This is a genomic window from Constrictibacter sp. MBR-5 (assembly GCF_040549485.1).
In the GTDB taxonomy this organism is placed as follows: Bacteria; Pseudomonadota; Alphaproteobacteria; order JAJUGE01; family JAJUGE01; genus Constrictibacter.
On the sequence record NZ_JBEPTK010000004.1, the window covers coordinates 272,777 to 298,052 of the forward strand.

Below are 25,276 nucleotides of genomic sequence, written 5' to 3' on the forward strand. Positions count from 1 at the left end.
CCGATGGCCCTTGCGATGACGGACGCGGAACTCTACGAAGCGGACTTCTACGCCTGGACGCAGGTCCAGGCCGACCGGCTGCGTCGTCTCCAGGCCGAGCGGGCCAACCTCGATCTCGACCTCCCCCATCTCGCCGAGGAGGTCGAGGACTTGGGTAAGGCGGAACGCAATCTGCTGCGCAGCCACCTCCGCCGGATCATCGAGCACTGTCTGAAGCTCGAATGGTCGCGGGCGCAGGAGCCACGACGCTCATGGCGGTTGAGCATCATCGAGGCGCGTATCGAGATATCCGACCACCTGACGGCGACGCTGCGCCGCGACGTTGCAGACGAGTTGCCGCGCCTGCACGAGCAGGCACGGCGGCTCGCGCGGCAAGCCCTGATCGGTAAGGGCGAAGCCGACGCCGCCGCGGCGCTGCCCGCCGACTGCCCCTACACGCTCGACCAGCTGCTCGACGACGACTGGTATCCGACGAACCGCCACGGCGTGCGGGACTGAGCGCGCCCGTGGATCCCGCCCGCCGCCGTCTGAACGGTTTCCTCAATCATCTGATCGGCTACTTCGCCGTGATGATCGTCCTGGTCCCCCTCAACCTCTGGCTGACGCCCGACACCGTCTGGTTCGTCTGGCCGATGGTCGGGTGGGGATCGGTCCTCGCAATACACGTTGCCTATGTCATGGGCCTGATCGGGAGGCGTTGAGCCTGCGCATGTTCGACAAGATCCTCATTGCCAACCGCGGCGAGATTGCCGTGCGTATCATGCGGACCGCGAAGCGGCTCGGCATCAAGACGGTGGCGGTCTATTCCGACGCCGACGCGACCGGCCTGCACGTCGAGATGGCGGACGAGGCGGTGGCGATCGGCCCGGCGCCGGCCGCCCAGAGCTATCTCGTCATGGACCGCATCGTCGAGGCGGCGAAGAAGACCGGCGCCCAGGCGGTGCATCCGGGCTTCGGCTTCCTGTCCGAGAACACCAGGTTCGCCCGGCGCCTCGCCGACGAGGGCATCGTCTTCATCGGCCCGACGCCCGAGGCGATCGCCGCCATGGGCGACAAGATCGAGTCGAAGAAGCTCGCCCAGAAGGCCGGCGTCTCCACCGTCCCCGGCTATCTCGGCGAGATCGCCGATCCCGAAGCCGCCGCCAAGGTGGTCGCCGACATCGGGTTCCCGGTGATGATCAAGGCCTCGGCCGGCGGCGGCGGCAAGGGCATGCGCGTCGCCTGGAACGAGAAGGAGCTGATCGAGGGCCTGCGCTCGGCGGCCAGCGAGGCCCGCTCCAGCTTCGGCGACGAGCGCGTCTTCATCGAGAAGTTCGTCGAGGAGCCGCGCCACATCGAGATCCAGGTGCTGGCCGACGCGCACGGCAACGTGATCCATCTCGGCGAGCGCGAATGCTCGATCCAGCGTCGCCACCAGAAGGTCATCGAGGAGGCGCCGAGCCCCTTCCTCGACCCGGAGACGCGCGCCGCGATGGGCGCCCAGGCCGTCGCCCTGGCGAAGGCGGTCGACTACCGATCGGCCGGCACCGTCGAGTTCATCGTCGACAAGAACCGTAACTTCTACTTCCTGGAGATGAATACGCGGCTCCAGGTCGAGCATCCGGTGACCGAGCTGGTGACCGGCCTCGATCTGGTCGAGGAGATGATCCGCGTCGCCGCCGGCGAGAGGCTGCGCATCGGCCAGGACGACGTGAAGCTGAACGGCTGGGCCCTGGAATCCCGGCTCTACGCTGAGGATCCGACGCGTAATTTCGTGCCGTCGATCGGCCGCCTCGCCACCTACCGCGAGCCCGAAGGCGTCGAGGGCGTGCGTGTCGACAGCGGCGTGGTCGAGGGCAGCGAGATCAGCATGTTCTACGACCCGATGATCGCCAAGCTGGTGACGTCGGGCCGCGACCGGAACGAGGCGATCGACCGGATGCGTGCCGCCCTCGACGCCTTCTGCGTCCGGGGCATCTCGCACAACATCGGCTTCCTGAACGACATCGTCGCCTCGGACCGCTTCCGCGAGGGCCGTCTCAGCACGCGCTTCATCGAGGACGAGTATGCTGAGGGCTTCGACCCCACCGCCGGCGTCGCCCGGCACGCGACGGACTTCGCCGCCGCCGCCGCCTTCCTGAACTATGTGCGCGTCGGCCGCGAGGCGACGATCAGCGGCCGCCTGCAGGTCGCGGTGGCCGCGCCGGCCGGCAACTGGGTTGTGATGCTCGGACGTGAGCCGCACCCGGTCACGGTGACGCCGGCTGAGGGTGGCATCGATGTCGCGGTCGACGGCCGCACGGTCGCCGTCCGCAGCGCCTGGGAACCGCGCGAGCCGGTTCTCCGGATCGAGGTCGACGGCCGGCCGCTGTTCATGCAGGTCGAATGGGACGGCGCGGTGTGCCGGATGACCCATGCCGGCGCCACCGTCGGGGTGCGCGTCCTGACGCCGCGTCAGGCGGAACTGGCCGCCCTGATGCCGGTGAAGCAGGCCCCCGACCTCTCGAAGTTCCTGCTCTCCCCCATGCCCGGCCTGCTGCTCAGCGTCGAGGTCGAGGAGGGCTGGGAGGTCAAGGCCGGCCAGGAACTCTGCGTCGTCGAGGCGATGAAGATGGAGAACATCCTCCGCGCCGAACGCGACGGGACCGTAAAGGCGATCTCCGCCAACCCCGGCGACAGCCTCGCCGCCGACCAAGTGATCATCGAGTTCGACTGACATGGGGGGCCTGTCGGCGCCGCGATGCCGATGACGTGATCGGCGCCCGGCGGCTCCGGTGACCTTTGTCACTTGATGCCGGGCCGCCGGGCGGAGGAGCCTGGAAGCGGGTTTTCCACTGGCGACGCGGGGAGACGCAGCGTGTTGGCGAAGCTGCCCGCAGACGAGTTTCCGCATGTGCAGGATGAGGTGATCCGGCACGTGATCGCGCTGTGGCTCGGGTGGCGCGGCGACCGGCGCATGCCGGCCCGTACCGACATCGATCCCGTGGCGCTCGACAGTGCGCTGCCGATCCTGTGGCTCTGCGACTACGAGGTGGACACGGGCCGCTTCCGCTGCCGCCTCGCAGGCGATAAGATCTTGGCGCTCTATGATGGCCCCATGGTCGGCCGCTATGTCGAGGACATCATCGGGTCGGGCCGGGTCAGCGAAGTCGTGAACCGCTACAAGCGCGTGGTGGAAGAACCGGCGATCGGCCATGCGGCGGGACGCATCTACCTGCACAAGGACCGACGCCTCGTCGGCGAACGCATCCTCCTGCCGCTCGCCGCGGACGGCCGCACGCCCGACGGCGTTCTCGGCGCCACCTCGTTTCGCTGGCCCACCGGCATCCCGGTCAGCGAGGCACGCGGCGAACTGCTCCGCCTGACCTTCACCCCGGTCTGACGGCCGGACCATTCGCCGTTCCGGCCGCCCGCTGTCTTTGGACGTGCGGCGGCCCTATATCCATGATGAATATCAAAAGATACTAGCCCCCATGCACCTCCGTGCTCGCCTCTCCCATGTCCGCAACCCGCGGATCCTCAACGTCCTCGACGTTTGGCTGAGGTCATTCGCCCACGGCCGCATGCCGCAGCGGACCGCGATCGACGCGGCGGCCCTCGGACGCGAACTGGAGATCGTGTGGCTGTGTGACGTGGTTCTGCCTGGCCCCCGCTATCGCTATCGGCTCGCCGGCGAGCGCGTCAACGCGGTCTACGGCGTGTCCCTCGCCAAGCGGTTCATGGAAGAGGTGATCCCCGAAAATAGGCGCCAATCGGTGCTGGCCCGGTATCACAGGGTGGTCCTCGAACGGGGGATATCCCATGCCGCCGGCCGCCTCTATCTCAGCAGCGGCCGGATCTTCACCGGCGAACGGATCGTCCTGCCCCTGTCGGAAGACGGCGACACCGTCGATGCGATCCTCGGCGCCACGGCCTTCGACTGGTCGCCCGCCTCGCCGGAGCCGGGCGAACCGAAGGTGGATCCGGTGGTCGTCTTCACACCGCTGGATGACGGGGAATCGTCGTGAAACGGGCACAACTCCCGCCCACGCGAGGCGCGTGGCGACGAAGCGACCCCGAGCCGGCGCACCGCCCTCTCGGCGTCCCCCTCACTGTCATCCTCGGACGGAGCGCTCTCTCTCTCCCGTCACAGAGAGAACTTGTATTCCTAGGATAATAAGCGCAGCATGGTGCCTCCCTTCCTGGGAGGACCGCCATGCCCGAAGCCTCGCCCCCGCCCCTCACCGACCGCCAGGAAATCTTCTGCCGCCACGTCGCTCGCGGTGCCAGCGGCGCCGCCGCCGCGCGCTGGGCCGGCTATGCCCCCGACAGTGCCGCCAAGCAGGCGAGCGTCATGCTGGGCCGCCCGCACATCCGCCGCCGCGTCGAGGACCTCCGCGTCCGCCGCGAGATCGCCCGCCAGACCGGAATCGCCGAGATGGTCGACCGCCTCAGGGCGCTGGCGAAGCTCGCCACCGCCAAGTGCGACTACCGCACCGCCGTCCGCTGCATCGAGATCGAGGCAAAGGCCACCGGCCTCATCCCGGACAAACACGCCGCCAGCCCCTGCGGCGGCTTCGCCGGGTCCGACCCGCTGCTCGACGGCATCGACCCCCGCTGGCCCGGCCACGCCGCGGCAGAGGCCGAGGGCTGGCTCGCAGAGTGGCGGCGGGGACTGGCACCCGAGCCGGAGGAGAAGCCGGAGCCGATCATCGTGCCGCATGTGTATGAGGGTTTCGAGGGACGGCCGCTGGACGAGTTCACGCCCTACACGGATCTCGAGCGGATGAGGGCCAACCAACAAAAAGGAATGGAAGGGAAGGAAAGGGAACCTTCCATCGACGAGGTCGAAGCCGAAGACCCCGACCCCATCGCCTCCCGCGAGGCCCGCGCCGAGGCGGCGCTCGAAGCCGAACTCGCCTACCTCCGCAGCATCGCCCCGCCCGTCGCGATCAACCCCGCCGCCCCGTCCTGGGCTCGCCACCCCGACCCGCTCGTCCGCGGCGGCCAGTCCGACCTCCACGGCTGGGACCCCGCATGGGAGCGCCCGGGGTGAGTCGCCTCCCGCCCGCACCCATCCTCTCACAACAGCTGACACACAGGGACCCAGGGGCCACCTGGAAAACCTCACCGCTCGCACCGCCCGAGCGCCCGCCCTGGATCCCGGCGCTCCGCGCTGCGCGCTGCGGCCGGGAAGATGCGGAAGGGGGTGCCGCCCACAATGCGGCGGGGTGCCCCCCGAGCACCCGGCCGCCCCCTCCCCACAGCGAGACGGCGCACCGCCCGCCACGGTTCAGCCCGCGGTGATCCGGTCGATCTCGGCCATGTCGTCGGCCGTCAGCTTCAGCGAGACCGCCTTCACGTTCTGCTCGAGCTGCTCCGGCTTGGTGGCGCCGGCGATGACGCTGGCGACGGTGGGGCGTGCGGCGAGCCAGGAGAAGGCAAGGTCGAGCATCGACCAGCCGCGCGCCTTGCAGAGGGCCGACAGGCCGTCGACGATCTTCCAGTTCGCCTCGGTCATGTACTTGTCGGCGAGGCGCTGGGTGTTGGTCAGCCGCGCGCCTTCCGGCATCGGCGCCGACCGGTCGTACTTGCCGGTCAGAAGGCCGCTCGCCAGCGGGAAATAGGGCAGCAGGCCGAGGCCATAGGCCTGCATCGCCGGCAGCAGTTCCTTGTCGGGACCGCGGAAGACCAGGCTGTATTCGTCCTGGCAGGAGACGAACTGTTCGAGCCCGCCGCTGCGCGAGGTCCAGATCGACTCCACGACCTCCCAGGCCGGCAGGTTGGAGCAGCCGATGTAGCGGACTTTGCCCTGCCGGACCAGATCGTCGAGGGCGCGCAGCGTCTCCTCGATCGGCGTCAGCGGGTCGGGCTGGTGCAGCTGGTAGAGGTCGATCCAGTCGGTGCGCAGGCGGCGCAGGCTGTCCTCGACCGCCGACATGATGTAGCGGCGGGCGGCACCCTTCTTCACGCCGACGTCGTCCATGGCCATGCCGAACTTGCTGGCGAGGACGATGTCCTTGCGGCGGGCGCCCAGCACCTGGCCCATCAGCTCTTCCGAGCCGCCGCGATTGCCGTACATGTCGGCGGTGTCGAGCAGGGTGATGCCGAGGTCCATCGCCTTGTGGACGACGGTGCGGGTATCCTCGAGCCCGAGCCGGCCGCCGAAATTGTTGCAGCCGAGGCCGACGAGCGAGACGCGCAGTCCGGACCGGCCGAGATTGCGATATTCCATTGGACAGCCCCCTGGTTGTCAGTCGCTTTGACGCGCCGGGAGCATGTCACGGATCCGGCGGCGCCGAAACCGAGGAGGCAGCTTCGGGGGCAGCGCGCAGCCGGCGGGCGCCGGCAGCCCACACCAGCGCCACCGCCGGCACGCCGAGGACGGCCCAGGCCGGCAGCCGCAGGACCGTGGCCGCCAGGGGGTACGCCCACGGCGGGCCGGTCTCCGCCGCGACGGCCAGGGCCGCCGGGCCGCCCGGGTCGAGGGCGCGCCAGACCCGGCCGAGCGTCTGGACCTCATAGCTGCCGGTCAGCAGCCACGCGACGGCCTCGCTGCCGAGCGCCGCCGCGGCGCCGGCGGCGAGAAGCCAGCCGATCCAGCGCAGAACGGTCATGGCATGGCGCCGCATGCGCGACACGCCCTTATGGTCTTTGCGCGAGGGGCCGGTTCCCCTAAACTCCGCGCGCCATGAAGATAGAAGCACCCTTCGACCAGCATCGCGACATCGTCCGGCCCGAGTGGATCGACTACAACGGCCATATGAACGTCGCGTACTACATGCTCGCCTTCGACAACGCGACCGACACCTTCTACAATGCGCTGGGTGTCGGAGCGGACTACAAGGAGGGCGGCCACTTCTCGACCTTCACGCTGGAGGCGCACATCACCTACGACCGCGAGGTGATGCAGGGCGATCCATTGCGGATCACCACGCAGCTTCTCGATTTCGACGCCAAGCGCATTCACTATTTCCACCAGATGTATCATGCGGAAGCCGGCTACATCGCCTCGACCAATGAACTGATCTCGATCCATATCGACATGCGCATACGGCGCTCGGCCCCGATGCCCGATCCGTTGCTCGAACGATTGGCCGCGATGCGCGATGCGCATGCCGCCCTGCCGAAGCCGCCGCAGGCCGGGCGGATCATCGGCATACGCCGTGCTGGCTGAGACCGGAAGGACGCTCCTCACAGCGATCGCGGTCGTCGTCGCCCTCGCCGCGGCGGCAGCACCGGCGGCGGCCGACTGCAACGATCCGCCCGCACCGGGGGTGGAGTGGCGCCGCTGCTATTTCGACGGCCGTGACCTGCGCAAGATCGATCTCACCCAGGCGCGGCTTCACGACGCCACCTTCCAGCGCGCCGACCTCCGCGAGGCGACGCTGGCGGGTGCCGACGCGTCGCGCGCAAAATTCTTCTCGTCGGATATGACCGATGCCAACCTGAATGGCGCCGTCCTGCGCGAGGCGGACTTCACACGGGCGGACCTCACCCGCGCCACGTTCCGCGGCGCCCAACTTCTGCGGACGCGCTTCTTCCGTGCGACCCTGCGCGACGCCGACTTCACCGGCGCGCAGATGCGCGGCACGGACTTCCTGAACGCCGATCTGTCGGGCGCGACCTGGGTCGACGGCACCCGGCGCTGCGCCGAGGGTTCCATCGGCCAGTGCCAATAGGTCGAAGGGCCGGGCCGGCTTAGGCCCTCTGCACCGCGGCGCGCGCCACCGGCCGCGATGGATCTGGCGGTCACCATGACGCTAGAACAACAATATGCAGCGGCATCCTGTTCCCGGCGAATGGGATCTTGGCCGCGCACCCTCGGCTCGATCGGCTCATCACCATGGCTACGATGCAGCGGCCCAGTGTCAGCGACGATTCGCTCCTGCTGGAGTCGAACCCGGCCCGGAGCGACTGCCCCACCCCTCTCCTCTCGGTGCTGGTCCCCTTCTATGAAACGAGCCCGACGGCGTTGCTCGAGGCTCTGACACGGCAGGCTGCAGGGAAACCGGACGTCGAGCTCGTCTTCGCCGACGACGGCTCCGACGATGCGAGGTACGGTCGGGCCGTCGGCGAAGCGATATCGCGTTCCGCGGTGCCGGCGGCGCTGCTCACCGCGCGGCGCAATGTCGGCCGCGCGGCGATCCGCAACGCGCTGACCCGCGCCGCCCGCGGCACCTATGTCCTGTTCGTCGACTGCGACCTGCAGCCGGGAAGCCCGGAGTACCTGAACCGCTGGCTCGAGCTCGTCCGCAAGGGCTGCACCGATGTCGGCTATGGCGGGTTCCGGATGCAACCATGCGACGCTGGAGCAGATCCGCTTCACGCCTACTATTCGGCCCGCTCGGACTGTCTGCCCGCCGAAGAACGGCAGCGCGAACCGGCGAAATACACCTACACTAACAACCTTCTCGTCAGGCGGCAGGTGGCCCTGGCCGAACCCTTCGACGAGCGGTTCAAGGGCTGGGGCTGGGAGGACGTCGAGTGGGCGCTGCGCGCGGCGCAGCGCTGCACGATCCGACATGTCGACAATCCTGTCCTGAATCCGGCCGATGGCTCGGCCCGATCGCTGCTCCGGAAATTCAGCGAGTCTGTCGGCAATTTCGCCCTCCTGCGGCGCCTGCACCCGGCCGAGGTCGAGAAGTTCCCCATCTTCCGCGCCAGCAGGATTTTCGGTCTCGTACCGATGCTCTCGCTGATGCTTCCGGTCCTGGAGGTCATCGCGATCGATACGCATGAGCTGTTTCCCATGCAACTCCGCTATCTCGCGCTGAAGCTGTATCGTGCCTGTCTCTACGGGGCAGCTCACGACATTGACGAAGCATGAGCGCAAGCCTCTAGCCGCATCGCGATATCTCCCGTACCAAATCGGGCAGCGACCGACGAAACGAAGCCCGGTGGATCGAGCGATGCTGGAAGAGGTCAAGCGGATTCTGGATGCGGAACGCGACGACCAGGCGTCGTTCCTGGCCCAGCTGGTGAGCATCCCGTCCGACAATCCCCCGGGCGATTGCGCCGCCCACGCCGATGCTGCCGCCACCCTTCTGGAGGCGATGGGCTTCGTCGTCGAGCGCCACGTCGTGCCGGCGGCCGAAGTGGCTGCAGTAGGCATGCGCAGCGTCACCAACCTCGTCGTCCGCCACCGGTTCGGCGACGGACCGACCCTGGCGCTCAATGCCCATGGCGACGTGGTTCCGCCCGGCGAGGGCTGGACGGTCGCCCCCTATGGCGGCCGGATCGTCGACGGCCGCCTGTACGGTCGCGGTGCGGCCGTGTCGAAATCGGACTTCGCCACCTATGCCTTCGCCCTCCGGGCCTTGCGCGACGCAGGCACCGCGTTGCGCGGGACGGTTGAACTTCACCTGACGTACGATGAGGAGGCGGGCGGCGAGATCGGCCCGAAATGGCTCCTCGATCAGGGGATATCGCGGCCGGACATAGCGATCGCGGCCGGCCTCTCCTACGGCGTCGTGACGGCGCACAATGGGGTCCTGCACCTGGAGATCGAGCTGCGGGGCCGGTCCGCCCATGCCGCGAAGCCGGAAACCGGTGCCGACGCTCTAGAGGCTGCCACCGCGGTGCTGCAAGCCCTCTACGCGCACCGCAAGAGCTACCGGGCCATCCGATCGAGGGTCGATGGAATCGGCTCACCGAATCTTGTCGTCGGCCTCATCCGCGGCGGCATCAACACCAACGTCGTGCCGGACCAGGTCACGCTCCGCCTCGACCGGCGCATCATCCCGGAGGAGACGCCGGACGCCGTCGAGGCTGAGCTTCGGCAAGTTGTCGAAGCCGCCGGCACTGCGGGCGTGACCTGTGGCATCAGGCGGGTCATGGCTGCCGCACCGCTCGCGCCGACGCCGGCGAGCGAGGCGCTGGCATCGGTAGTCTGCCGCCACGCCACGCGGATCTTTGGCGAGCCGGTCGAGACGGCGGGGGTCCCGCTCTATACCGACGCAAGGCACTATGCCGCCCGCGGTATTCCGATCGTCCTCTATGGGACGGGCCCACGCAGCTTCGTCGACGCAGGGGCCCACGGGGCGGACGAACACGTGCTGCTGGACGACCTATGGAAAGCGACCGAGGTCGTTGCCGCCTCGATCTGCGAACTGCTCGGGACGTGACCGGCGAACGTCCACAATGATGGCATGCGGATTGCTGCCGCTTCCCCTGGCAGCGGCCTGCTGCCCGACATTCCGCCTCCGGAGACATCGATGAAGCGTTTCGAAGCGAAGCAGGTCCGCGACCAGGTCCAACGAACGACCGGCGCCGTTCTGTCCGAAGCATCGTCTGCACGAACGGCGCGCATGCTGACCGCCGTGAGTGCAACGCTCGACCGCTACGCGGGCGATTCCCTGTTCGACACCGAACCCGCCCTGCTCTCCACGACGCTGGGCAGTCTGCGCAACGGGAGTAAGAGCCGATGAGCGATCCCGTGCACTGGACGCTGGTCGAGGCCGCGGACGCCGTCGACAGCGGCCGCATCTCCTCGCGGGAACTCACCGAGGCCTGTCTCCGGCGCATCGAGACGTTGCAGCCGATCCTCAACTGCTTCATTCACGTCGATGCGGAAGAGGCGCTCGCGGAAGCTGACGCTGCCGACTCCCGACGCGCGCGCGGCGAACCGCTCGGCCCGCTCCACGGCGTTCCGCTGGCGCACAAGGACATGTATTACGCCGCGGGCCGGCTCTCGACCTGCGGCTCGAAGATCCGTAAGGACTTCCGTCCCGAGGAATCCGGTACCGTGATGGAGCGTCTATCGGTGGCGGGCGCCGTCCATCTCGGCGGCCTCAACATGTCTGAGTTCGCTGTCGGCCCCACCGGCCACAACGCGCATTGGGGCCACTGCCGCAATCCCTGGAACCCGGCGCACGTAACCGGTGGCTCGTCGAGTGGTTCAGGCTCGGCCGTCGGTGGCCGCCTGGCGTTTGCAGCGCTGGGCTCCGACACGGGAGGGTCGATCCGACTGCCGGCCGGGATATGCGGTCTGGTCGGTATCAAGCCGACACAGACCCGCGTCAGCCGGAACGGGGTCATGGGACTCTCTTTCTCGCTCGACTCGGTCGGGCCGCTGGCGCGCACGGTGCGCGACTGTGCACGGGTCTTCGGCATCGTCGCGGGCCACGACCCGAAGGATCCGACGAGCAGCCAGGAACCGGTCGACGACTACGAAGCGGCCGCATGCCGGCCCGAGGTGAAGGGCCTGCGGATCGGCGTTCCGACCAACTACTATTACGACGGCGCCGCCGACGAGGTCCGGGCGCTGATGCAGCAGAGCCTGAAGGCCTTCGCGGATCTCGGCGCGGAGATCGTCGAGATCGAGATTCCCGACCAGGAGCATATCGGCGATCTCGCCGCCGCCACGATGGGCCCGGAATCGGGCACGCTGCATCATGCTTGGCTGCGTGACCGGCCCGAGGACTATGGACCTCAAGTGCGTGCCCGCCTCGAGCCGGGGCTGTCGACCCCCGGCACTTGGTACCTGCGCGCACAGCAGATCCGGCCGCAGATGGTGCGGCGCTTCGTCGAGAACGTCTTCAGCCGGTGCGACGTGCTTCACCTGCCGACGCTGAACGTGCCGGTGCCGACCGTCGAGGAAACCGATCTGGGGGACGGGCCCGACTTTGCGCGCATGGTGGCGCGGATGACCCACTGCACGCGGCCGCTGAACTATCTGACGGTGCCCAGCCTCGCCGTCCCGGCCGGCTTCACTGCCAACGGTCTCCCGGCCGGCTTCCAACTCGCCGGGCGCCCATTCGGGGAGGCGCTGCTGTTCTCTGTCGCCGCCGCGTACGAAGCGGCGACGGATTGGACATCGTGCAGACCGGCACTGGGCTGAGGCTCTATTGACTGCGGGTATCGTCGGCGGGTCTTGGAGGCTAGGCTTCCGGGCTCCGCCGACACCAGCCCAGAGCCATGCGCCCCCGTCTTAGAAAACGCTATCTCCTCGTCCGCCTGAGGCGGCTCGGGCGCAACAACGATCTGATCCTGATACTGCTGTCGCTGGTCATAGGCGTTGCCGCCGGCGCGGGCAGTGTCCTCTTCCGCGACCTGATCCTGCTGATCCAGGACGTGGCATTCGAGACGGCCCACGAGCGACTTCACGTCCTCGTGGTGAGTCTGCCGTGGTGGCGCATCCTGCTGGCCACCACCATCGGCGGTCTCTTGGTCGGCCTCTACATCCAATTCATTGCCAAGGGCCGTCACCCGAACGGTGTTGGGCAGGTCATGGAGGCGAGTGCCCTATATGGCGGCCGCATGTCGCTTGTCCGAAGCCTGCACGGCGCTGCGATCAACGCGATCTCGCTGGGCGTGGGCGGCTCTGCCGGCAGAGAGGGGCCCGTCGTCCACCTTGGTGCCGCGGTCGGCGCCTTCGTGGCGGAGAAATTGTCACTCTCGCGCTCTCTGACACGGACGCTTCTCGCGTGCGGAGTCGCCGCCGCGGTCGCCGCATCGTTCAATGCGCCGCTGGCCGGCGTGTTCTTCGCGCTTGAGGTGGTGATCGGGCACTACGCCTTGTCGGCGTTCGCGCCGATCGTCGTCGCCTCGGTGGTCGCGACGATCATATCGAGGCTGAAGTACGGCGCCTTTCCGGCCTTCATCGTTCCCGAGCACCAGCTGGGGTCGTTCCTCGAATTCCCGGCCTTCGCGCTGATCGGGGTGTGCGCCGCCCTCGCAGCCATCGTCCTGATGCGCAGTATCGCCGTCGTCCAGGTGGCGTTCGATCGGACCAAGCTGCCGCGCTGGTCACGGCCGATGATCGGCGGCCTCCTTCTCGGCCTCATCGCACTCGCCTTCCCGGAGGTTCTCGGCGTCGGGTATGGTCCAACCGACGATACGCTGCGAGGGCAGACGGACGAGCAGCTGTTGTTCATCCTGATCGCCGCCAAGATCCTCGCGACGGCGATTACGCTCGGCAGCGGCTTCGGTGGCGGAATGTTCAGTCCCTCACTGTTCGTCGGTGCCATGGTTGGTGGCGCCTTCGGCAGCGTCGCAGGGGAGCTTTCACCGGCGCTGTTCTCGGGGATCGGGGCCTACGCGATGATCGGCATGGGTGCGGTCGCCGGGGCGGTGATGGGCGCGCCGATATCGACCATCCTGATCATATTCGAACTCACTGCGGACTATGAATTGACCACCGCGGTCATGGTGGCGACGGTCACGGCGAGCGTGCTTACCCGGCAGTTGCACGGTCGATCATATTTCCGCTGGCAGCTCGAGCGCGCGGGCGTCAACCTGGAAAGCCGGCTCGAGATCGACATCCTCCGCACGCTAAAGGTCGGCGGCATCATGAGCCGCAACTATGCATCCGTGCCCCGCTCGGCGGAACTCGCGCAGCTACGGATTCTACTGCAGAGCGCACCGTACGGAGAACTCTTCGTCATCACAGAAGACGGCCGGCTCTACGGCACGATCACCCTGGCGGACTTGGCCGAAGCGGCGTTCGACCACCAGCTCGACGGCCTCGTGAACGCCGGAGACGTAGCCCGACTCAACCCGCCGATCCTGGAAGCTCACGATACTCTGGAAACGGCGATCGAGCTTATGGACACCACCCACGAGGAGCACATCCCCGTCATCGACAGTGCAGGCAGCAGGCGTCTCGTCGGCTTCGTCCACGAGCGCGACGTGATGCTGGCCTACAACAAGGCGCTGGTGCAGCTTCACCGCGACGCGGGCGCCGCCTACTGATCCGGGTCAGGCGACGGAAGCGGTCACACCGTCACCGCCGCGTCCCCAGAGCGTCAGCTTCTCCAGCAACACCGCCGCGTCGACCGGCTTCGATACATAGTCGTCCATGCCAGCCTCCAGGCAGCGCTCGCGGTCGCCCTTCATCGCGTTGGCGGTCATCGCGATGACCGGTATCGAGGCGACCTGCCGGTTCAGGGACCGGATCCGCCTCGTGGCCTCAAAGCCGTCCATGTCCGGCATCTGGATGTCCATCAGCACGATGTCGTACGGCCGGTTATTGACGGCCTCCACTGCTTCGAAGCCGTTCGCGGCCACGTCGGCCTGATGCCCAGCCGCGTTGACCAGCGCGACGGCGAGCATCTGATTGACTTTGTTGTCTTCGACGACGAGGACGCGCAGCCGGACGCGCGCCGTCGCGCCGGACATACCGGCAATCTGTTGCCTCGGCATCACCGTCGCCGGCCGGCTGACGGGAGGCGGCGCACAGAGCTCGGTCAGGCGGTGCGCCAGTAGTCCCTGATGGATCGGCTTCGCCAGTTGATCGTCGAAACCGAGCTCGCGCGCCTTCGCCTTGCTTCCCACCATGCCGGACGAGGAACAGAGGAGGAGCTTGGTAGCCTCTGTAAAGCCTGCCGCTCGTGCCATCGCCGCAAGTCCGACCCCGTCGGTGTCCGGCATCATGTGGTCAATGATCGCCACGTCGAAGTCCGCGCCTCGTGCACGCGCATCGCGCATCTGCTCCATCGCCGCGCCAGCGCCGTCGACGACGGTCGCCCCAATTCCGAAAATCTCCAACTGTCGGGCGATGACACAGCGATTGACGGGGTTGTCGTCGACCACCAGCGCGGTGCGGCCACGCAGAGCCGTCATATCCGCCGGCTCGGCCGACACCATCTCGGCTCCCAGTCCCAGCCGCATCGTGAACCAGAATGTCGATCCGGTCCCCTCGGTGCTCTCCACGCCCACCTCGCCGCCCATCAACCCCGCGAGGCTCTTGCAGATCGCGAGGCCGAGGCCGGTGCCGCCATAGCGGCGGGTGGTGGATGTATCGGCTTGGCTGAAACGTTCGAACACTCGTGCGTGATGCTCCGCCGCGATTCCGATCCCGGTGTCGCGGACGCGAATCTCGATCTCTGCCACGCCGTCGACGATGTCGCGCAGCCCGACTCTGACGGAAACGCCGCCTTCCTCGGTGAACTTTATGGCGTTGCCGACGAGGTTGTGGATGATCTGACGAACCCGCCCAACGTCGCCGCACAGGACCCGCGGCACACCCGGCTCGATCAGCGACGCCAGTTCGATCCCCTTCGCGTGGGCCCGCGCGGCGGAGAGATCAAGCACGCTCTCGACCACCTGCGACAGGTCGAAGGGCCCGATTTCCAGATCGATCATCTCCGCTTCGATCTTAGAGAAGTCCAGAATGTCGTTGAGGATCGTCAGCAGCGTCTCGCCGCTTTCGATGATCGTCCCCGTGAACTGGCGCTGCTGCTCGTCCAGGTCGCTGTTCATCAAGAGACCGGCCATGCCGATGACGCCATTCATCGGCGTACGTATTTCATGGCTCATCGTCGCCAGAAAATCGGACTTCGCCCGGCTCGCGGCTTCGGCGTCCTCCTTGGCGGCGAGCAGGCTGCGCTCCACTTCCTTGCGCTGGGTGATGTCCCGAAGCACAACGACGCTTATCGCCGCACCGGTCTGCTCGGCCACCCCGACGGTAATCTCGACGGGGAACGTGGCGCCGTCGGGCCGTCTGGCGACCGCTTCCAACGGCTCTCTCGGGCCGCCAGCACCGTCCAGCACCCCACCTTCCCGATCGACGACATCCTCGAGGGCAAGCCCATCCAAGGTGCAGCCGAAGATGGCCTGGGCTGCAGGGTTGGCCATCCCGATGCACCCGTCGCCGTCGACGATCAGAATCCCGTCGGCCGACGTATCGAAGACGGTTCGAAGAAATTCTTCGCTCTGACGACGCCGGGTCTCGGAATGCTGGAGGCGGCGGTCCACCACCGCGGCGACCGCGGCGATGAGCCCCAGGCCCACGGCAACGACGGTGATACCGGCCACCAGCATCTTGCTGTCGGCGAACCCGGCGAGAGGCTCACTGCCGACTTCAGGAAAGAAGTACGTCGCCGACATCGCCGTATAGTGCATCGCGGTGACGGACAGGCCCATCAGGACTGCCCCACCGATCCGCCATCGAGCGCGACGGCCATGCCGGATCCAGCCGTCGGAGCTGAGCACCGCCAGTGCGAGGATGGAGAGTGCGACCACCACCGCGATCGAAAGTCCGAACACGACCGGATCATAGACGGTGCGGGCCGCAAGCCTGAGCCCGGCCATGCCCGTGTAGTGCATCGCGCCGACGCCGAGACCGAGGACGAGCCCGCCGAAGCCGAGGCGATGGGCCAACCCGCCACGACCAGTGAATATCCCGAACGCTAATCCGCTTGCGACGACCGCGAAGACGAGGGATAGCGCCGTCGTCGGGAGGTCATAGCGGACCTCGACTGGCATGGTGACTGCGAGCATCCCGATGAAGTGCATCGCCCAGATGCCTGCCCCCATCGAGACGCCTGCGGTCGCGAGCCAGATGGCACGCCCCGCGCCCGCCGCAACCGATCCCACGCGCTCCATCACGTGAAACGCTGTGTAGGAGGCGAAGACGGCGACCAGGTAGGAGAGCAGAACGAGGGGCATGCTGTGCGCGTGCGCTATGCACAGGCTCAGATCCATACCCGGTGCGAGAAACCAACTGCCGGCCATTCCACCGTCCGACGTTCAGAAACGAGCACCGGGGTATGCGGGATTGCATTGAATATGCCGTTAATGCCGGCCGACGATGTCGGATCGCGGGGCTGATGGCGGCGCTTCGGATGCTATATATCCAAGCGGCATGAACGATCCTTTCGACCTGACAGACGATCCACCCGCCGGACCGGTGCATCTTCCCGCCGCGGAGCCGCCCTATCTGGCTGGCCTGAACCCGGCGCAGCGCGAAGCGGTCGAGGCGGCCGACGGACCCGTTCTGGTCCTGTCGGGCGCCGGCACCGGCAAGACCCGGGTGCTGACCACGCGGCTCGTCCACCTGCTGGCGACCAACCGCTGCTGGCCGCGTCAGATCCTGGCCGTGACCTTCACCAACAAGGCCGCGCGCGAGATGCGCGAGCGGGTCGCGGCGATGATCGGCGGCCTGACCGAAGGCATGTGGCTCGGCACCTTCCATGCCCTCGGCGTGCGCATCCTGCGGCGCCACGCCGAGGTGGTCGGGCTGCAGTCGAACTTCACCATCCTCGATACCGACGACCAGCTGCGCCTGCTCAAGCAGGTCATGCAGGCCGAGGGTGTGGACTCCGGCCGCTGGCCGGCGCGCGCATTGCTGGGCGTCATCCAGCGCTGGAAGGACCGCGGCATCACGCCGGACAAGGTTACGGCCGCCGAGGACACCGACTTCGCCGACGGCCGCGCGAAAAAGCTCTACGCCGTCTACCAGGAGCGGCTGGCGACGCTCAACGCCACCGACTTCGGCGACCTGCTGCTGCACAACCTGACCGTCTTCCGCGAGAAGCCCGAGGTGCTGGCCGACTGGCAGCGGCGCTTCAAATACATCCTCGTCGACGAGTACCAGGACACCAACGTCGCGCAGTATCTCTGGCTGCGCCTGCTGGCGCAGGGGCACCGCAACATCTGCTGCGTCGGCGACGACGACCAGTCGATCTACGGCTGGCGCGGCGCCGAGGTGGGCAACATCCTGCGCTTCGAGCAGGACTTCCCGGGCGCGAAGGTCATCCGCCTGGAGCAGAACTACCGCTCGACCGCGCCGATCCTGGCCGCCGCCTCCGGCCTGATCGCCAACAACAAGGGCCGGCTCGGCAAGACGCTGTGGACGTCGGCCGAGGGCGGTGCCCCCGTCAGCGTGCGCAGCCTGTGGGACGGCGACGAGGAGGCCCGCTTCGTCGGCGACGAGGTGGAAGCCCGGCAGCGCCAGGGCGACAGCCTGGGCAGCATGGCCATCCTGGTGCGCGCCGGCTTCCAGACCCGCGCCTTCGAGGAGCGCTTCGTCACCCTCGGCGTCCCCTATCGCGTCGTCGGCGGCCTGCGCTTCTACGAGCGGCAGGAGGTGCGCGACGCGCTGGCCTATCTGCGCGCCATCCAGCAGCCCGACGACGACCTGGCGATCGAGCGCATCATCAACCTGCCGCGCCGCGGCATCGGCAACGCCACGCTGCAGTCGGTGCACATGCTGGCCCGCGCCCAGCGGATCTCGTTCTGCGAGGCCGCCCGGCGCGTCGTGGAGACGGACGAGCTGCGCCCCCAGGCGCGCAAGGCGCTGTCGGGCTTCCTGGTCGATCTCGACCGCTGGCGCGCCGTGGCGCAGGGGCTGCCGCCGGTCGAACTGGCCGAGACGGTGCTGGACGAGTCCGGCTATACGCTGATGTGGAAGCAGGACCGCTCGGCCGAGGCGCCGGGACGGCTGGAGAACCTGAAGGAGTTCGTGCGCGCCATCGGCGAGTTCGACACGCTCCAGGGCTTCCTCGAACACGTCGCCCTGGTCACCGAACTGGAGGGCGACAACACGGTGGAGCAGATCAGCCTGATGACCCTGCATGCGGCGAAGGGCCTGGAGTTCGACACGGTCTTCCTGCCCGGCTGGGAGGAGGGCCTGTTCCCGCACCAGCGCGCCATGGACGAGAGCGGCATGGCCGGGCTGGAGGAGGAGCGCCGCCTCGCCTATGTCGGCATCACCCGCGCCCGCAAGCGCGTGACGATCAGCTGCGCCGCCAACCGCCGCGTCCACAACATGTGGCAGAGCGGCCTGCCGTCGCGCTTCATCTCCGAACTGCCGGAGGCGCATGTGGAACGCGCCGCCGACGCCGGCCTGTTCGCCGGTCAGGCCACCCAGGCGGTGGAGACCGAGGCGAGCTGGGCCGGCGGCGGTCCCGGCTTCCAGCGCTGGAAGGCCAGCCGCGGCAGCGGCCGCGGCGCCACCATCGACGGCACGGCCTGGGAGATCAAGCCGCGCGAGGCGAAGGCCGCCTATGCGGTCGGCGCCCGGGTCTTCCACCAGAAGTTCGGCTACGGCGTCGTCGAGGACGTCGATGCCGACAAGCTGGGCATCGCCTTCGAGACCTCCGGCCGGAAGACCGTCATCGCCAGCTTCGTCCAGCCGGCGGAGGCCGTCTGATGTGGCGCGTCGCCGTCACCGTGCCGGCCGGGGCCGCCGAGACCTTCGCCTGGGCGCTGGAGCCGTTCGCCGACACGGTCGGCATCTTCGGCATCGAGGACGACCGCCGCAGCCCCGACCCGCCGACCTGGGAGACGGACCTCTGGCTCGCCGACCGCTGCGTCGTCGAGATCGTCAGCGAGGACGAACCCGACCGGCCGGGCATCGTCGCCGCCATCGCGGTCAGCGCCGCCGAGCGCGGCATCCCACGCCCGGAGATCACCTTCGAGGAACTGGCCGACCGCGACTGGGTCGCGGAGACCTATCGCGGCTTCCCCGAGCTGACGATCGGGCGCTATCGCATCCGCGGCTCGCACATCGACACGCCGGTCCCGCCGAACGCGATCACGCTCACCATCGACGCCGCCGTCGCCTTCGGCACCGGCGAGCACGAGACCACGCGCGGCTGCCTGACGGCGCTCGACCGGCTCGCCCGGCGGATCCGGCCGCACCGCGTCCTCGACCTCGGCTGCGGCAGCGGGATCCTCGCGCTGGCCGCCGCGCGGACCTGGCACGTGCCGGTCGTCGCGAGCGACATCGACCCCGTGTCGGTGCGCGAGACGCGGCGCAATGCCCGCGTCAACGGCCTGCTGCCGCTGGTCGAGGCGATCCGCAGTCCCGGCTGGCGCGCCCCCGCCGTGCGGAGCGGCGGACCCTACGACCTGGTCTTCGCCAACATCCTGGCCCGGCCGCTGGTCCGTATGGCGCCCGACCTCGCCCACGGCCTCGCACCGGGCGGCGTGGCGGTGCTCTCCGGCCTGCTGACCTGGCAGGAGGCCCGCGTGCTCTCCGCCCACCGGACCCAGGGCCTGCGCCTCGTCGAGCGCTTCCGCTTCGGCGACTGGAGCACCCTCGTCGTCAGCCGCTGACGCGCGGCCGCGGCTCGCTCGTCGCCTCAGCGCCGCCGCTTGCCGCTCCGGGAGCCGGACCGCGGGTTCGGCGGCTGTCGCAGCGGCTGCCGCGGGGGCGCGTCGCAGGCGGCGTGCGCGAGGCGGATGCCGCGGCGGATGTCCGGCCATGCCGCGTCGGTGGCGGGAAGCGCCTTCAGCAGGTCCGCGAGGTCGGGAGGCGGAAGCCCCGGCTGATCCGCGTTGGGCATCCCGTGCAACAATGTGGAACGGTTTTCGGGAAACGTTGCGCGGGGGGCGGCGTGCGGTTCCTCGTGCGGCGTGTTGGGCGGCGTGTCGACCGGCGAGCCGGTCCCGCGGGGCAGCAGCCTCGCCTCCTCGCTGTGCTCGCGCCATGCGGCGAGGTCGGCATCGGCGACTTCGGCGAGATGGGCCCGGACCTCCTCCTCCAGGGCGAGCGGCGTATCGAGCACGAAGAGCTCCGGCCCGCGTGGCGGCGTGCCGCAGATTGCGTCGAGCTTGGTGTCCTCGATGCCGCGCCGGGCGTCGGCGATGTCCCGCCGCGCCAGGCCCAGCTTCTCCGCCACCCAGATCGCGGCCCGGAGGTCGCCGCGCCGGACCGCCGCCTCGATCGCTTCCAGCGCCGCGCCGTGCAGGCCCTTGAAGCGCGAGGCCGCCTCGACCGCCAGATAGCGCCGCTCCTCGGCGATCCGGGTCCGCAGCCGCTCCGACCGCTGCAGCGTCCGCCAGAGCGTGCTGCGCGAGCAGCGCAGATGTTCGGCCACGGCGGTCATGGTCTCGCCCCGCGCGATCATGAAGGCCGCGTCGTTCCAGGCACGCTCGCAGGCGACCCGGCTGCCGGCGCCGATCGGGTCCAGGTTGGGGAGGTCGTCGTCGAGGTCGTCGTCGGGCAGGAGCGGCACGCGCCGCGGCTGCCGTGACGGGGGATGGACGGCGGGGGTCATGGTGCATCTCCGATGCGGATGAGGGGACCATGATCCTATAGGATTTTTGACCCAATTACAAGTATGAAATCCCAGCTATATACTTGACGCCACAAGCCGGGCGCACCGCATCCGCGAGGCCATGCGCGACGGCGGGCTGATGCTCCGCTCGGCGGCAACGGCAAGATCGTGGAAGCCGACGAAACCTATTACGGTAAGCAGACTGACCCGAAGCCCTCAGCACACCGTCGCGGCGCGCCCTACCTCAAGAAGAACGTCGCAGCCAACAAGCGGGCGGTTATCTCTCTTGTCGAGAGCGGCGGACGGGTCCACTCCTTCCGTGTCGCGGTGGCCGACAAGTTCACCGTGAACAAGATCGTTCGCGCCACCATCGACCGCGAAAGCCGGCTGCACACCGACGAAAGCCGCCTCTACGGTGACGCGCCCAGCATCTTCTCTACCCATGGGACCGTGAAGCACTCCGTCAAGGAGAACGTCCGCGGCGACGTGCACACCAACTCCGCGGAAGGCTTCTTCTCGATCTTCAAGCGCGGCATGAAGGGCATCTATCAGCACTGCTCGGAAAAGCACCTGCACCGCTGCTTAGCCGAGTACGATTTCCGCTACAACCACCGCGTCAAGCTCGGCTTTGACGACCCGAAGCGCACCGCAGAAGCGATCCGCGGCGCCAGCGGCAAGCGGCTCACCTATATGCAATCTGGTCTCTCCCAACTTCCGGCTTGAAGCTGAGACGTTCTCCCGCTGGAAACGAAAGCGGGCGAAGCGAAAGGCCAAGTCTACCCCGAGTCGCGGCGAGTAGACCGCCGCGAACAGGACGGGAACGGCCGGAATCCAACCTTTCTGACCGGTTAACGACCCTGCACAACCCGTTGTGGTATGGTGAGCCGCCACCCCCGAGGTCTGGCTGACAGAGGGGTGGCGGCTTCGGCAACCGTTGTCAGGAAAGGACAACAGCTACTATGGCAGCTCGACACGAAATCACGTGCATCGTTCCCGATGGTGCCGACCGCGATCGTCGCATCGATCGGATCGGCGGCGCAAGCGGCGGCACCGGCGGGGGCGGATGGCGACTCAGCCTCGATGAGGCAATCGCCGGCATCGAGAACAACACCTGGGAGTTCTGGACCAGAGGCGGCGGGAAGCCCGTCGAGGTGATCGTCGCTACTCACAATGGACGGAAGTACCTGAAGACGGAGGCTGACGGCGCAGAGCCGAACAACCTCCTGAGCCTTCCGACCTGCCAGTGATGAGGCCGAAGGGGGGCGCATAGGCCTCAGGGTCACTGGCCCATGAAATGGCCTGCTGTGCCACCCATAGGTCTCGGTAGTGTTAGTGGGCTGGATCGCCTAGGGCGAACCTTATGCGGTCCAGCCACGCTCTACAAACTCATTGTTCGCCCTCCTTCCTCGGTTTTGGCGACACTGGGGCTTTCTTCGGCGGCGTCTTCAATGCCGCCTTCAGCGCGGCCTCGAAACGGCGCTGCGCTTCCTCGTCGGTATATGTGTCCGCGCTGTCTTTGCTCATAAGGCTCCACCGGAGATCCGGATGCAGAGAAGATATCAGCCTACCACCGTCGCAGAATCCGACCTCAGAGCCAGGCTGCTGCGGGTCCGCTTTGATCTATTCCCCCACGACAGCAATGCCGGCCGTGATTATCTGCCAAACCTTCCGTTTGCCCATGAGGTGTTGGCCGTCCCGAATCAAACCGACATAGCGGACCGCGGCCCGACAAAGCGCTACCCGCCTGTCCAGAAGTGCATCTACTGCGGCAGTACGGAGTTTCAACGCGGCACCAGCCGCCCGCTTAGCGAAGAACACGTCGTGAGCGAAGGCCTCGGGGGGACACTTGTTCTGCCGGCAGCGAGCTGCGCGGCATGTGCCAGTCTAACCTGCAGGATTGAGGGGAGCGTGCTGCGAACACTTTTGTGGGCGCCGCGGCGGCGCCTACGCATACGCGGCAAACGACGCAAACGAGACGATTCCTTTCCGGTCGTGTCTTTTGTTGGAGAAAAAGAAATCCTGCTTCACCTTCCCCTGGAGCGCCACCCCACTCTCTTGGTTCTTATTGAATTGGGCATACCCGGACTCATCACGGGTCGCCCATTAGGTGACTCCGGAATAAGTGGCGTTTGGATTCACCAAATGGCGGACATTGACCGCTTGGCAAGCGATGGACTCGCCAACTTTGCGAGCCCAGCAATCGACACCGTTAAATTCTGCCAGCTTCTTGCGAAGATTGCCCACTCATTCGCCGTTGCTGAAATCGGCCTAGGCAATTTTCAACCACTGCTCGCCGATTTTGCCGTCCGTAGTTTCCCCCTGCGCGAGCAGTACACCGATTGCTACCACCTCGTTGGCGGCGACCCCAAGTCGTATGCCCCGTCTGAGGCGCTTCATACGCTGGGATGGGGTGTCTGGCAGAACGGATTGGAGGCCTACCTAATTGTTTGCATCCGTCTTTTCGCCAGCCTCGGCGCCCCATCCTACGTTTTAGTGGCGGGAAAGCTCACATGCGAAGCGCATCATGAAGCAGTGCGCGCTCGTGCAGAAGCTCTCGCACGCAGGCCCGATAAAACTCCTGCCTGAACCTCTTTGAACAGTTCCAGCCCTTTTAGGATCAAGGCTTACAGGTCGCCGCCCGACCGATCAAAAAGGGACCTTTCGAGCAGTCACCACATGCGGGCGGCGATGCTCTGCTCCTCCTCGCCCACGGCGTTCGCGCAGATCGCTGTCGTGGTGAGCTGGGCATGCCCCAGCCATTTCTGCACTATCGCTTTATCACCCGCCATGATGCTTGCGACTGCCCTCCTGTTTCGGCAACTATTCAGCGCTGAGAGGCAGTGATTCTCCTAAGAGCCGCTTCCCTCTCTCGCAAAGACCCTTCTGATATAGGGTGGAGCAGATATGGATCCTCAACCGATTGCTGTTCTGCGGGCAGCAATACGCCAAGTTCCAGCTGTAAAATACGCTCTTGGCATAGCTGGCATTGCCGCCGCAGGAGCAATAATCACCCGCCTTCTCGGCTACGACAAAGCAAGTATTATTATAATCGGCGTCATCTTCATCGCCATGATACTATTGTATGCATTTTCTGGCTTGATTGCTTCCCGCAAAACATCAACAACTATGCCCGGCATAATTCTCCTGTACGCAGTGATTTTTTTCTTCTGCACCTTTCTATTTTTTACAGTAACGGCATTTGCGTTCCAGTGGCCTTCGGCCTGGGCTCAATTTATCGGAGCTACTCCGCAGGACTTTCCGGGGCCCCATCAGGTTGAAGGTGACGGCCCTGTCTTTGAACCGCCTAGAATGGACGGTAGAATGATTGATGCGTGCATTAGATCCCCTCAGTTTCCCGAGGCGGCCAGACTGCAGTGCATTCCCTCCGCACAAAAGCTTATAGCAGATGCGTTTTGCAAAATAGGACACTACAAGCATGCAAATGATGATTTTACGTCAGCCGACACTGTCCGGTTTCAATCTTCTTGGAAGTTTGTACAGGAGACAGTGGGCGGCCGATGGATTAATCGTTGGACGGAGGATAACACTGGGGGATTTATTTTCACCCGCATCACCTGCATGAGATAAATTGCTTGTTTAACGCTCTTGCGATCTACATACTGCACATGATCGCTCGTTCGCGGCGGCATTTTAATGATAATTGTCCTTTTTTATCGGTTCGCCCAACTATCCTGCGCCCTTCGCTCCGAAGGATCGCGACCCACGCTTGGCCGTTATTTCCACTCGCCTCTATCTTTGATGAGCCGCAAATTTACCGTTGCGAAGTCAGCATTAACCGGGCCGAAATCCAAATTGAGACTCTTCCTATACCCTTCTCTTCCGCGCGGCGCCCCGAACACTTCCGCCGTCATGCTACCCCGCATCACCCCGGCACCAGCTTCGCCGCCTCCCGGTCGGACGGGCGGTCGCTGGTGGCGAGGCCGGCGGCGACGCCGGCGCGGTCTTCGGGGGTGCGGTTCTGGCTCATCTTGCGCTTGCCCTCCAGGCGCGCGATGGGCAGGCGCAGGCCGATGATGGCGCGGAGCTGCGCCCTGACATACGGCTCCGGCGCGTCGGAAACCGCCCACGGTTCGGCGCGCTCGGCCTCGTGCAAACGGGTCAGCCGGGTGACGACCTCCAGCAGCCGGTCGGCGTCGTCGAAGAACTCTACCGGGCCGAAGGCCTGGACGGTCTCGTAGTTCCAGGTCGGCACGACCTTGCCGTGCTCGCGCTTGCCCGCATACCAGGAGGGCGTGACGTAGGCGTCGGGACCCATGAAGATGGCCAGCGCCTCGCCGACCGGATCGGCCCTCCAGTGCGGGTTGGCGCGCGCGAGATGGCCGTAGAGGGTGCCGTACGGCCCCTCCTCCGGCTCGAGGAACAGCGGCAGGGGTGTGGCCATCGGACCGTCGGCGGTGGCGGTCACCAGGTTGGCAAGACGCGCCGCGCGGATCGTCTCGTGGAGCGCGGGAAGATCGTCCAGGCGGAAGGCGGCGGGGGTATACATCGGCGGTTCTCCTTGGCCTCCGGAGAATGCCTGCAAAGCGGCCCGCTGTGGATAGCCGCTTCCGCGCGACGGCCGGGTGCCA

The 25,276-nt window shown here is 66.9% G+C and carries 24 protein-coding genes and 1 pseudogene; 19 read left to right on the forward strand and 6 right to left on the reverse strand.

The window, feature by feature from the left end; translation table 11 throughout:
• Positions 1–3 precede the first annotated feature (3 nt).
• The 6 genes from ABIE65_RS11360 (at position 4) to ABIE65_RS11385 (ending at position 5,014) form a co-directional block, all read left to right on the forward strand.
• Positions 4–498: a DUF29 domain-containing protein gene (locus tag ABIE65_RS11360; protein WP_354077799.1), complete on the forward strand. Its 495-nt coding sequence runs from the start codon at positions 4–6 to the stop codon at positions 496–498.
• Between the two features lie 8 nt (positions 499–506).
• The gene (locus ABIE65_RS11365; protein ID WP_354077800.1) at positions 507–701 is read left to right on the forward strand and encodes a 2TM domain-containing protein; all 195 of its coding nucleotides are present in this window, start codon (positions 507–509) and stop codon (positions 699–701) included.
• Positions 702–709: 8 nt separating this feature from the next.
• Complete coding sequence (locus tag ABIE65_RS11370) at positions 710–2,695, forward strand: acetyl-CoA carboxylase biotin carboxylase subunit (protein ID WP_354077802.1); 1,986 nt, start codon at positions 710–712, stop codon at positions 2,693–2,695.
• Between the two features lie 144 nt (positions 2,696–2,839).
• Positions 2,840–3,361, forward strand: coding sequence for a PAS domain-containing protein (locus ABIE65_RS11375; protein ID WP_354077803.1), 522 nt, complete (start codon positions 2,840–2,842; stop codon positions 3,359–3,361).
• Between the two features lie 91 nt (positions 3,362–3,452).
• Positions 3,453–3,986 (forward strand): PAS domain-containing protein, encoded by a 534-nt coding sequence (locus ABIE65_RS11380; protein WP_354077804.1) that lies wholly within the window; start codon positions 3,453–3,455, stop codon positions 3,984–3,986.
• Positions 3,987–4,174: 188 nt separating this feature from the next.
• Positions 4,175–5,014, forward strand: a complete 840-nt coding sequence (locus ABIE65_RS11385) for a terminase small subunit (protein WP_354077805.1) — start codon at positions 4,175–4,177, stop codon at positions 5,012–5,014.
• Between the two features lie 237 nt (positions 5,015–5,251).
• Here ABIE65_RS11385 and ABIE65_RS11390 read toward each other — a convergent pair whose 3' ends face one another.
• Both ABIE65_RS11390 and ABIE65_RS11395 read right to left on the reverse strand, forming a co-directional pair.
• Positions 5,252–6,193 (reverse strand): aldo/keto reductase, encoded by a 942-nt coding sequence (locus ABIE65_RS11390; protein WP_354077806.1) that lies wholly within the window; start codon positions 6,191–6,193, stop codon positions 5,252–5,254.
• A 46-nt stretch (positions 6,194–6,239) separates the two neighbouring features.
• Positions 6,240–6,575, reverse strand: coding sequence for a hypothetical protein (locus tag ABIE65_RS11395; protein ID WP_354077807.1), 336 nt, complete (start codon positions 6,573–6,575; stop codon positions 6,240–6,242).
• Positions 6,576–6,649: 74 nt separating this feature from the next.
• Between ABIE65_RS11395 and ABIE65_RS11400 the strand changes: the two genes are divergently transcribed.
• The 7 genes from ABIE65_RS11400 to ABIE65_RS11430 all read left to right on the forward strand — a co-directional run bounded on the left by ABIE65_RS11400 (position 6,650) and on the right by ABIE65_RS11430 (position 13,653).
• Entirely contained in the window at positions 6,650–7,135 is a 486-nt protein-coding gene (locus tag ABIE65_RS11400; protein ID WP_354077808.1) for a thioesterase family protein, read from the forward strand.
• Entirely contained in the window at positions 7,125–7,640 is a 516-nt protein-coding gene (locus ABIE65_RS11405; protein ID WP_354077809.1) for a pentapeptide repeat-containing protein, read from the forward strand. Before ABIE65_RS11400 ends, ABIE65_RS11405 begins: the two co-directional genes overlap by 11 nt.
• Before the next feature lie 164 nt (positions 7,641–7,804).
• Complete coding sequence (locus ABIE65_RS11410; protein ID WP_354077810.1) at positions 7,805–8,788, forward strand: glycosyltransferase family 2 protein; 984 nt, start codon at positions 7,805–7,807, stop codon at positions 8,786–8,788.
• Positions 8,789–8,870: 82 nt separating this feature from the next.
• Positions 8,871–10,085 (forward strand): ArgE/DapE family deacylase, encoded by a 1,215-nt coding sequence (locus ABIE65_RS11415; RefSeq protein WP_354077811.1) that lies wholly within the window; start codon positions 8,871–8,873, stop codon positions 10,083–10,085.
• A 90-nt stretch (positions 10,086–10,175) separates the two neighbouring features.
• Positions 10,176–10,388, forward strand: a complete 213-nt coding sequence (locus tag ABIE65_RS11420) for a hypothetical protein (RefSeq protein WP_354077813.1) — start codon at positions 10,176–10,178, stop codon at positions 10,386–10,388.
• A complete protein-coding gene (locus ABIE65_RS11425; protein ID WP_354077814.1) occupies positions 10,385–11,800 on the forward strand; it encodes an amidase in 1,416 nt (471 codons plus the stop codon). Before ABIE65_RS11420 ends, ABIE65_RS11425 begins: the two co-directional genes overlap by 4 nt.
• Before the next feature lie 77 nt (positions 11,801–11,877).
• The gene (locus ABIE65_RS11430) at positions 11,878–13,653 is read left to right on the forward strand and encodes a chloride channel protein (RefSeq protein ID WP_354077815.1); all 1,776 of its coding nucleotides are present in this window, start codon (positions 11,878–11,880) and stop codon (positions 13,651–13,653) included.
• A 6-nt stretch (positions 13,654–13,659) separates the two neighbouring features.
• Here ABIE65_RS11430 and ABIE65_RS11435 read toward each other — a convergent pair whose 3' ends face one another.
• Positions 13,660–16,416: a response regulator gene (locus ABIE65_RS11435; protein ID WP_354077816.1), complete on the reverse strand. Its 2,757-nt coding sequence runs from the start codon at positions 16,414–16,416 to the stop codon at positions 13,660–13,662.
• Between the two features lie 130 nt (positions 16,417–16,546).
• On the opposite strand from ABIE65_RS11435, the gene ABIE65_RS11440 reads away from it, so the two are divergent.
• Positions 16,547–18,835 carry an ATP-dependent helicase gene (locus ABIE65_RS11440; RefSeq protein WP_354077817.1) on the forward strand — a complete coding sequence of 763 codons (2,289 nt, stop codon included), beginning with the start codon at positions 16,547–16,549 and terminating at the stop codon, positions 18,833–18,835.
• Positions 18,835–19,743, forward strand: a complete 909-nt coding sequence (locus ABIE65_RS11445; protein WP_354077818.1) for a 50S ribosomal protein L11 methyltransferase — start codon at positions 18,835–18,837, stop codon at positions 19,741–19,743. The genes ABIE65_RS11440 and ABIE65_RS11445 overlap by 1 nt, the downstream gene beginning before the upstream one ends.
• 26 nt (positions 19,744–19,769) lie before the next feature.
• Here ABIE65_RS11445 and ABIE65_RS11450 read toward each other — a convergent pair whose 3' ends face one another.
• Entirely contained in the window at positions 19,770–20,687 is a 918-nt protein-coding gene (locus ABIE65_RS11450; protein WP_354077819.1) for a helix-turn-helix domain-containing protein, read from the reverse strand.
• A gap of 100 nt (positions 20,688–20,787) precedes the next feature.
• On the opposite strand from ABIE65_RS11450, the pseudogene ABIE65_RS11455 reads away from it, so the two are divergent.
• Positions 20,788–21,410, forward strand: a pseudogene (locus ABIE65_RS11455) (IS1595 family transposase); the annotation flags it as partial.
• Between the two features lie 236 nt (positions 21,411–21,646).
• Positions 21,647–21,934, forward strand: a complete 288-nt coding sequence (locus ABIE65_RS11460; RefSeq protein ID WP_354077820.1) for a DUF3892 domain-containing protein — start codon at positions 21,647–21,649, stop codon at positions 21,932–21,934.
• Between the two features lie 139 nt (positions 21,935–22,073).
• Here ABIE65_RS11460 and ABIE65_RS11465 read toward each other — a convergent pair whose 3' ends face one another.
• Complete coding sequence (locus ABIE65_RS11465) at positions 22,074–22,211, reverse strand: hypothetical protein (RefSeq protein WP_354077821.1); 138 nt, start codon at positions 22,209–22,211, stop codon at positions 22,074–22,076.
• A 618-nt stretch (positions 22,212–22,829) separates the two neighbouring features.
• Between ABIE65_RS11465 and ABIE65_RS11470 the strand changes: the two genes are divergently transcribed.
• The gene (locus ABIE65_RS11470) at positions 22,830–23,273 is read left to right on the forward strand and encodes a hypothetical protein (RefSeq protein ID WP_354077823.1); all 444 of its coding nucleotides are present in this window, start codon (positions 22,830–22,832) and stop codon (positions 23,271–23,273) included.
• A 318-nt stretch (positions 23,274–23,591) separates the two neighbouring features.
• The gene (locus tag ABIE65_RS11475; protein WP_354077824.1) at positions 23,592–24,275 is read left to right on the forward strand and encodes a hypothetical protein; all 684 of its coding nucleotides are present in this window, start codon (positions 23,592–23,594) and stop codon (positions 24,273–24,275) included.
• 295 nt (positions 24,276–24,570) lie between these two features.
• On the opposite strand, the gene ABIE65_RS11480 is transcribed toward ABIE65_RS11475, so the two are convergent.
• Positions 24,571–25,194 carry an FMN-binding negative transcriptional regulator gene (locus tag ABIE65_RS11480; RefSeq protein ID WP_354077825.1) on the reverse strand — a complete coding sequence of 208 codons (624 nt, stop codon included), beginning with the start codon at positions 25,192–25,194 and terminating at the stop codon, positions 24,571–24,573.
• Positions 25,195–25,276: the final 82 nt, after the last annotated feature.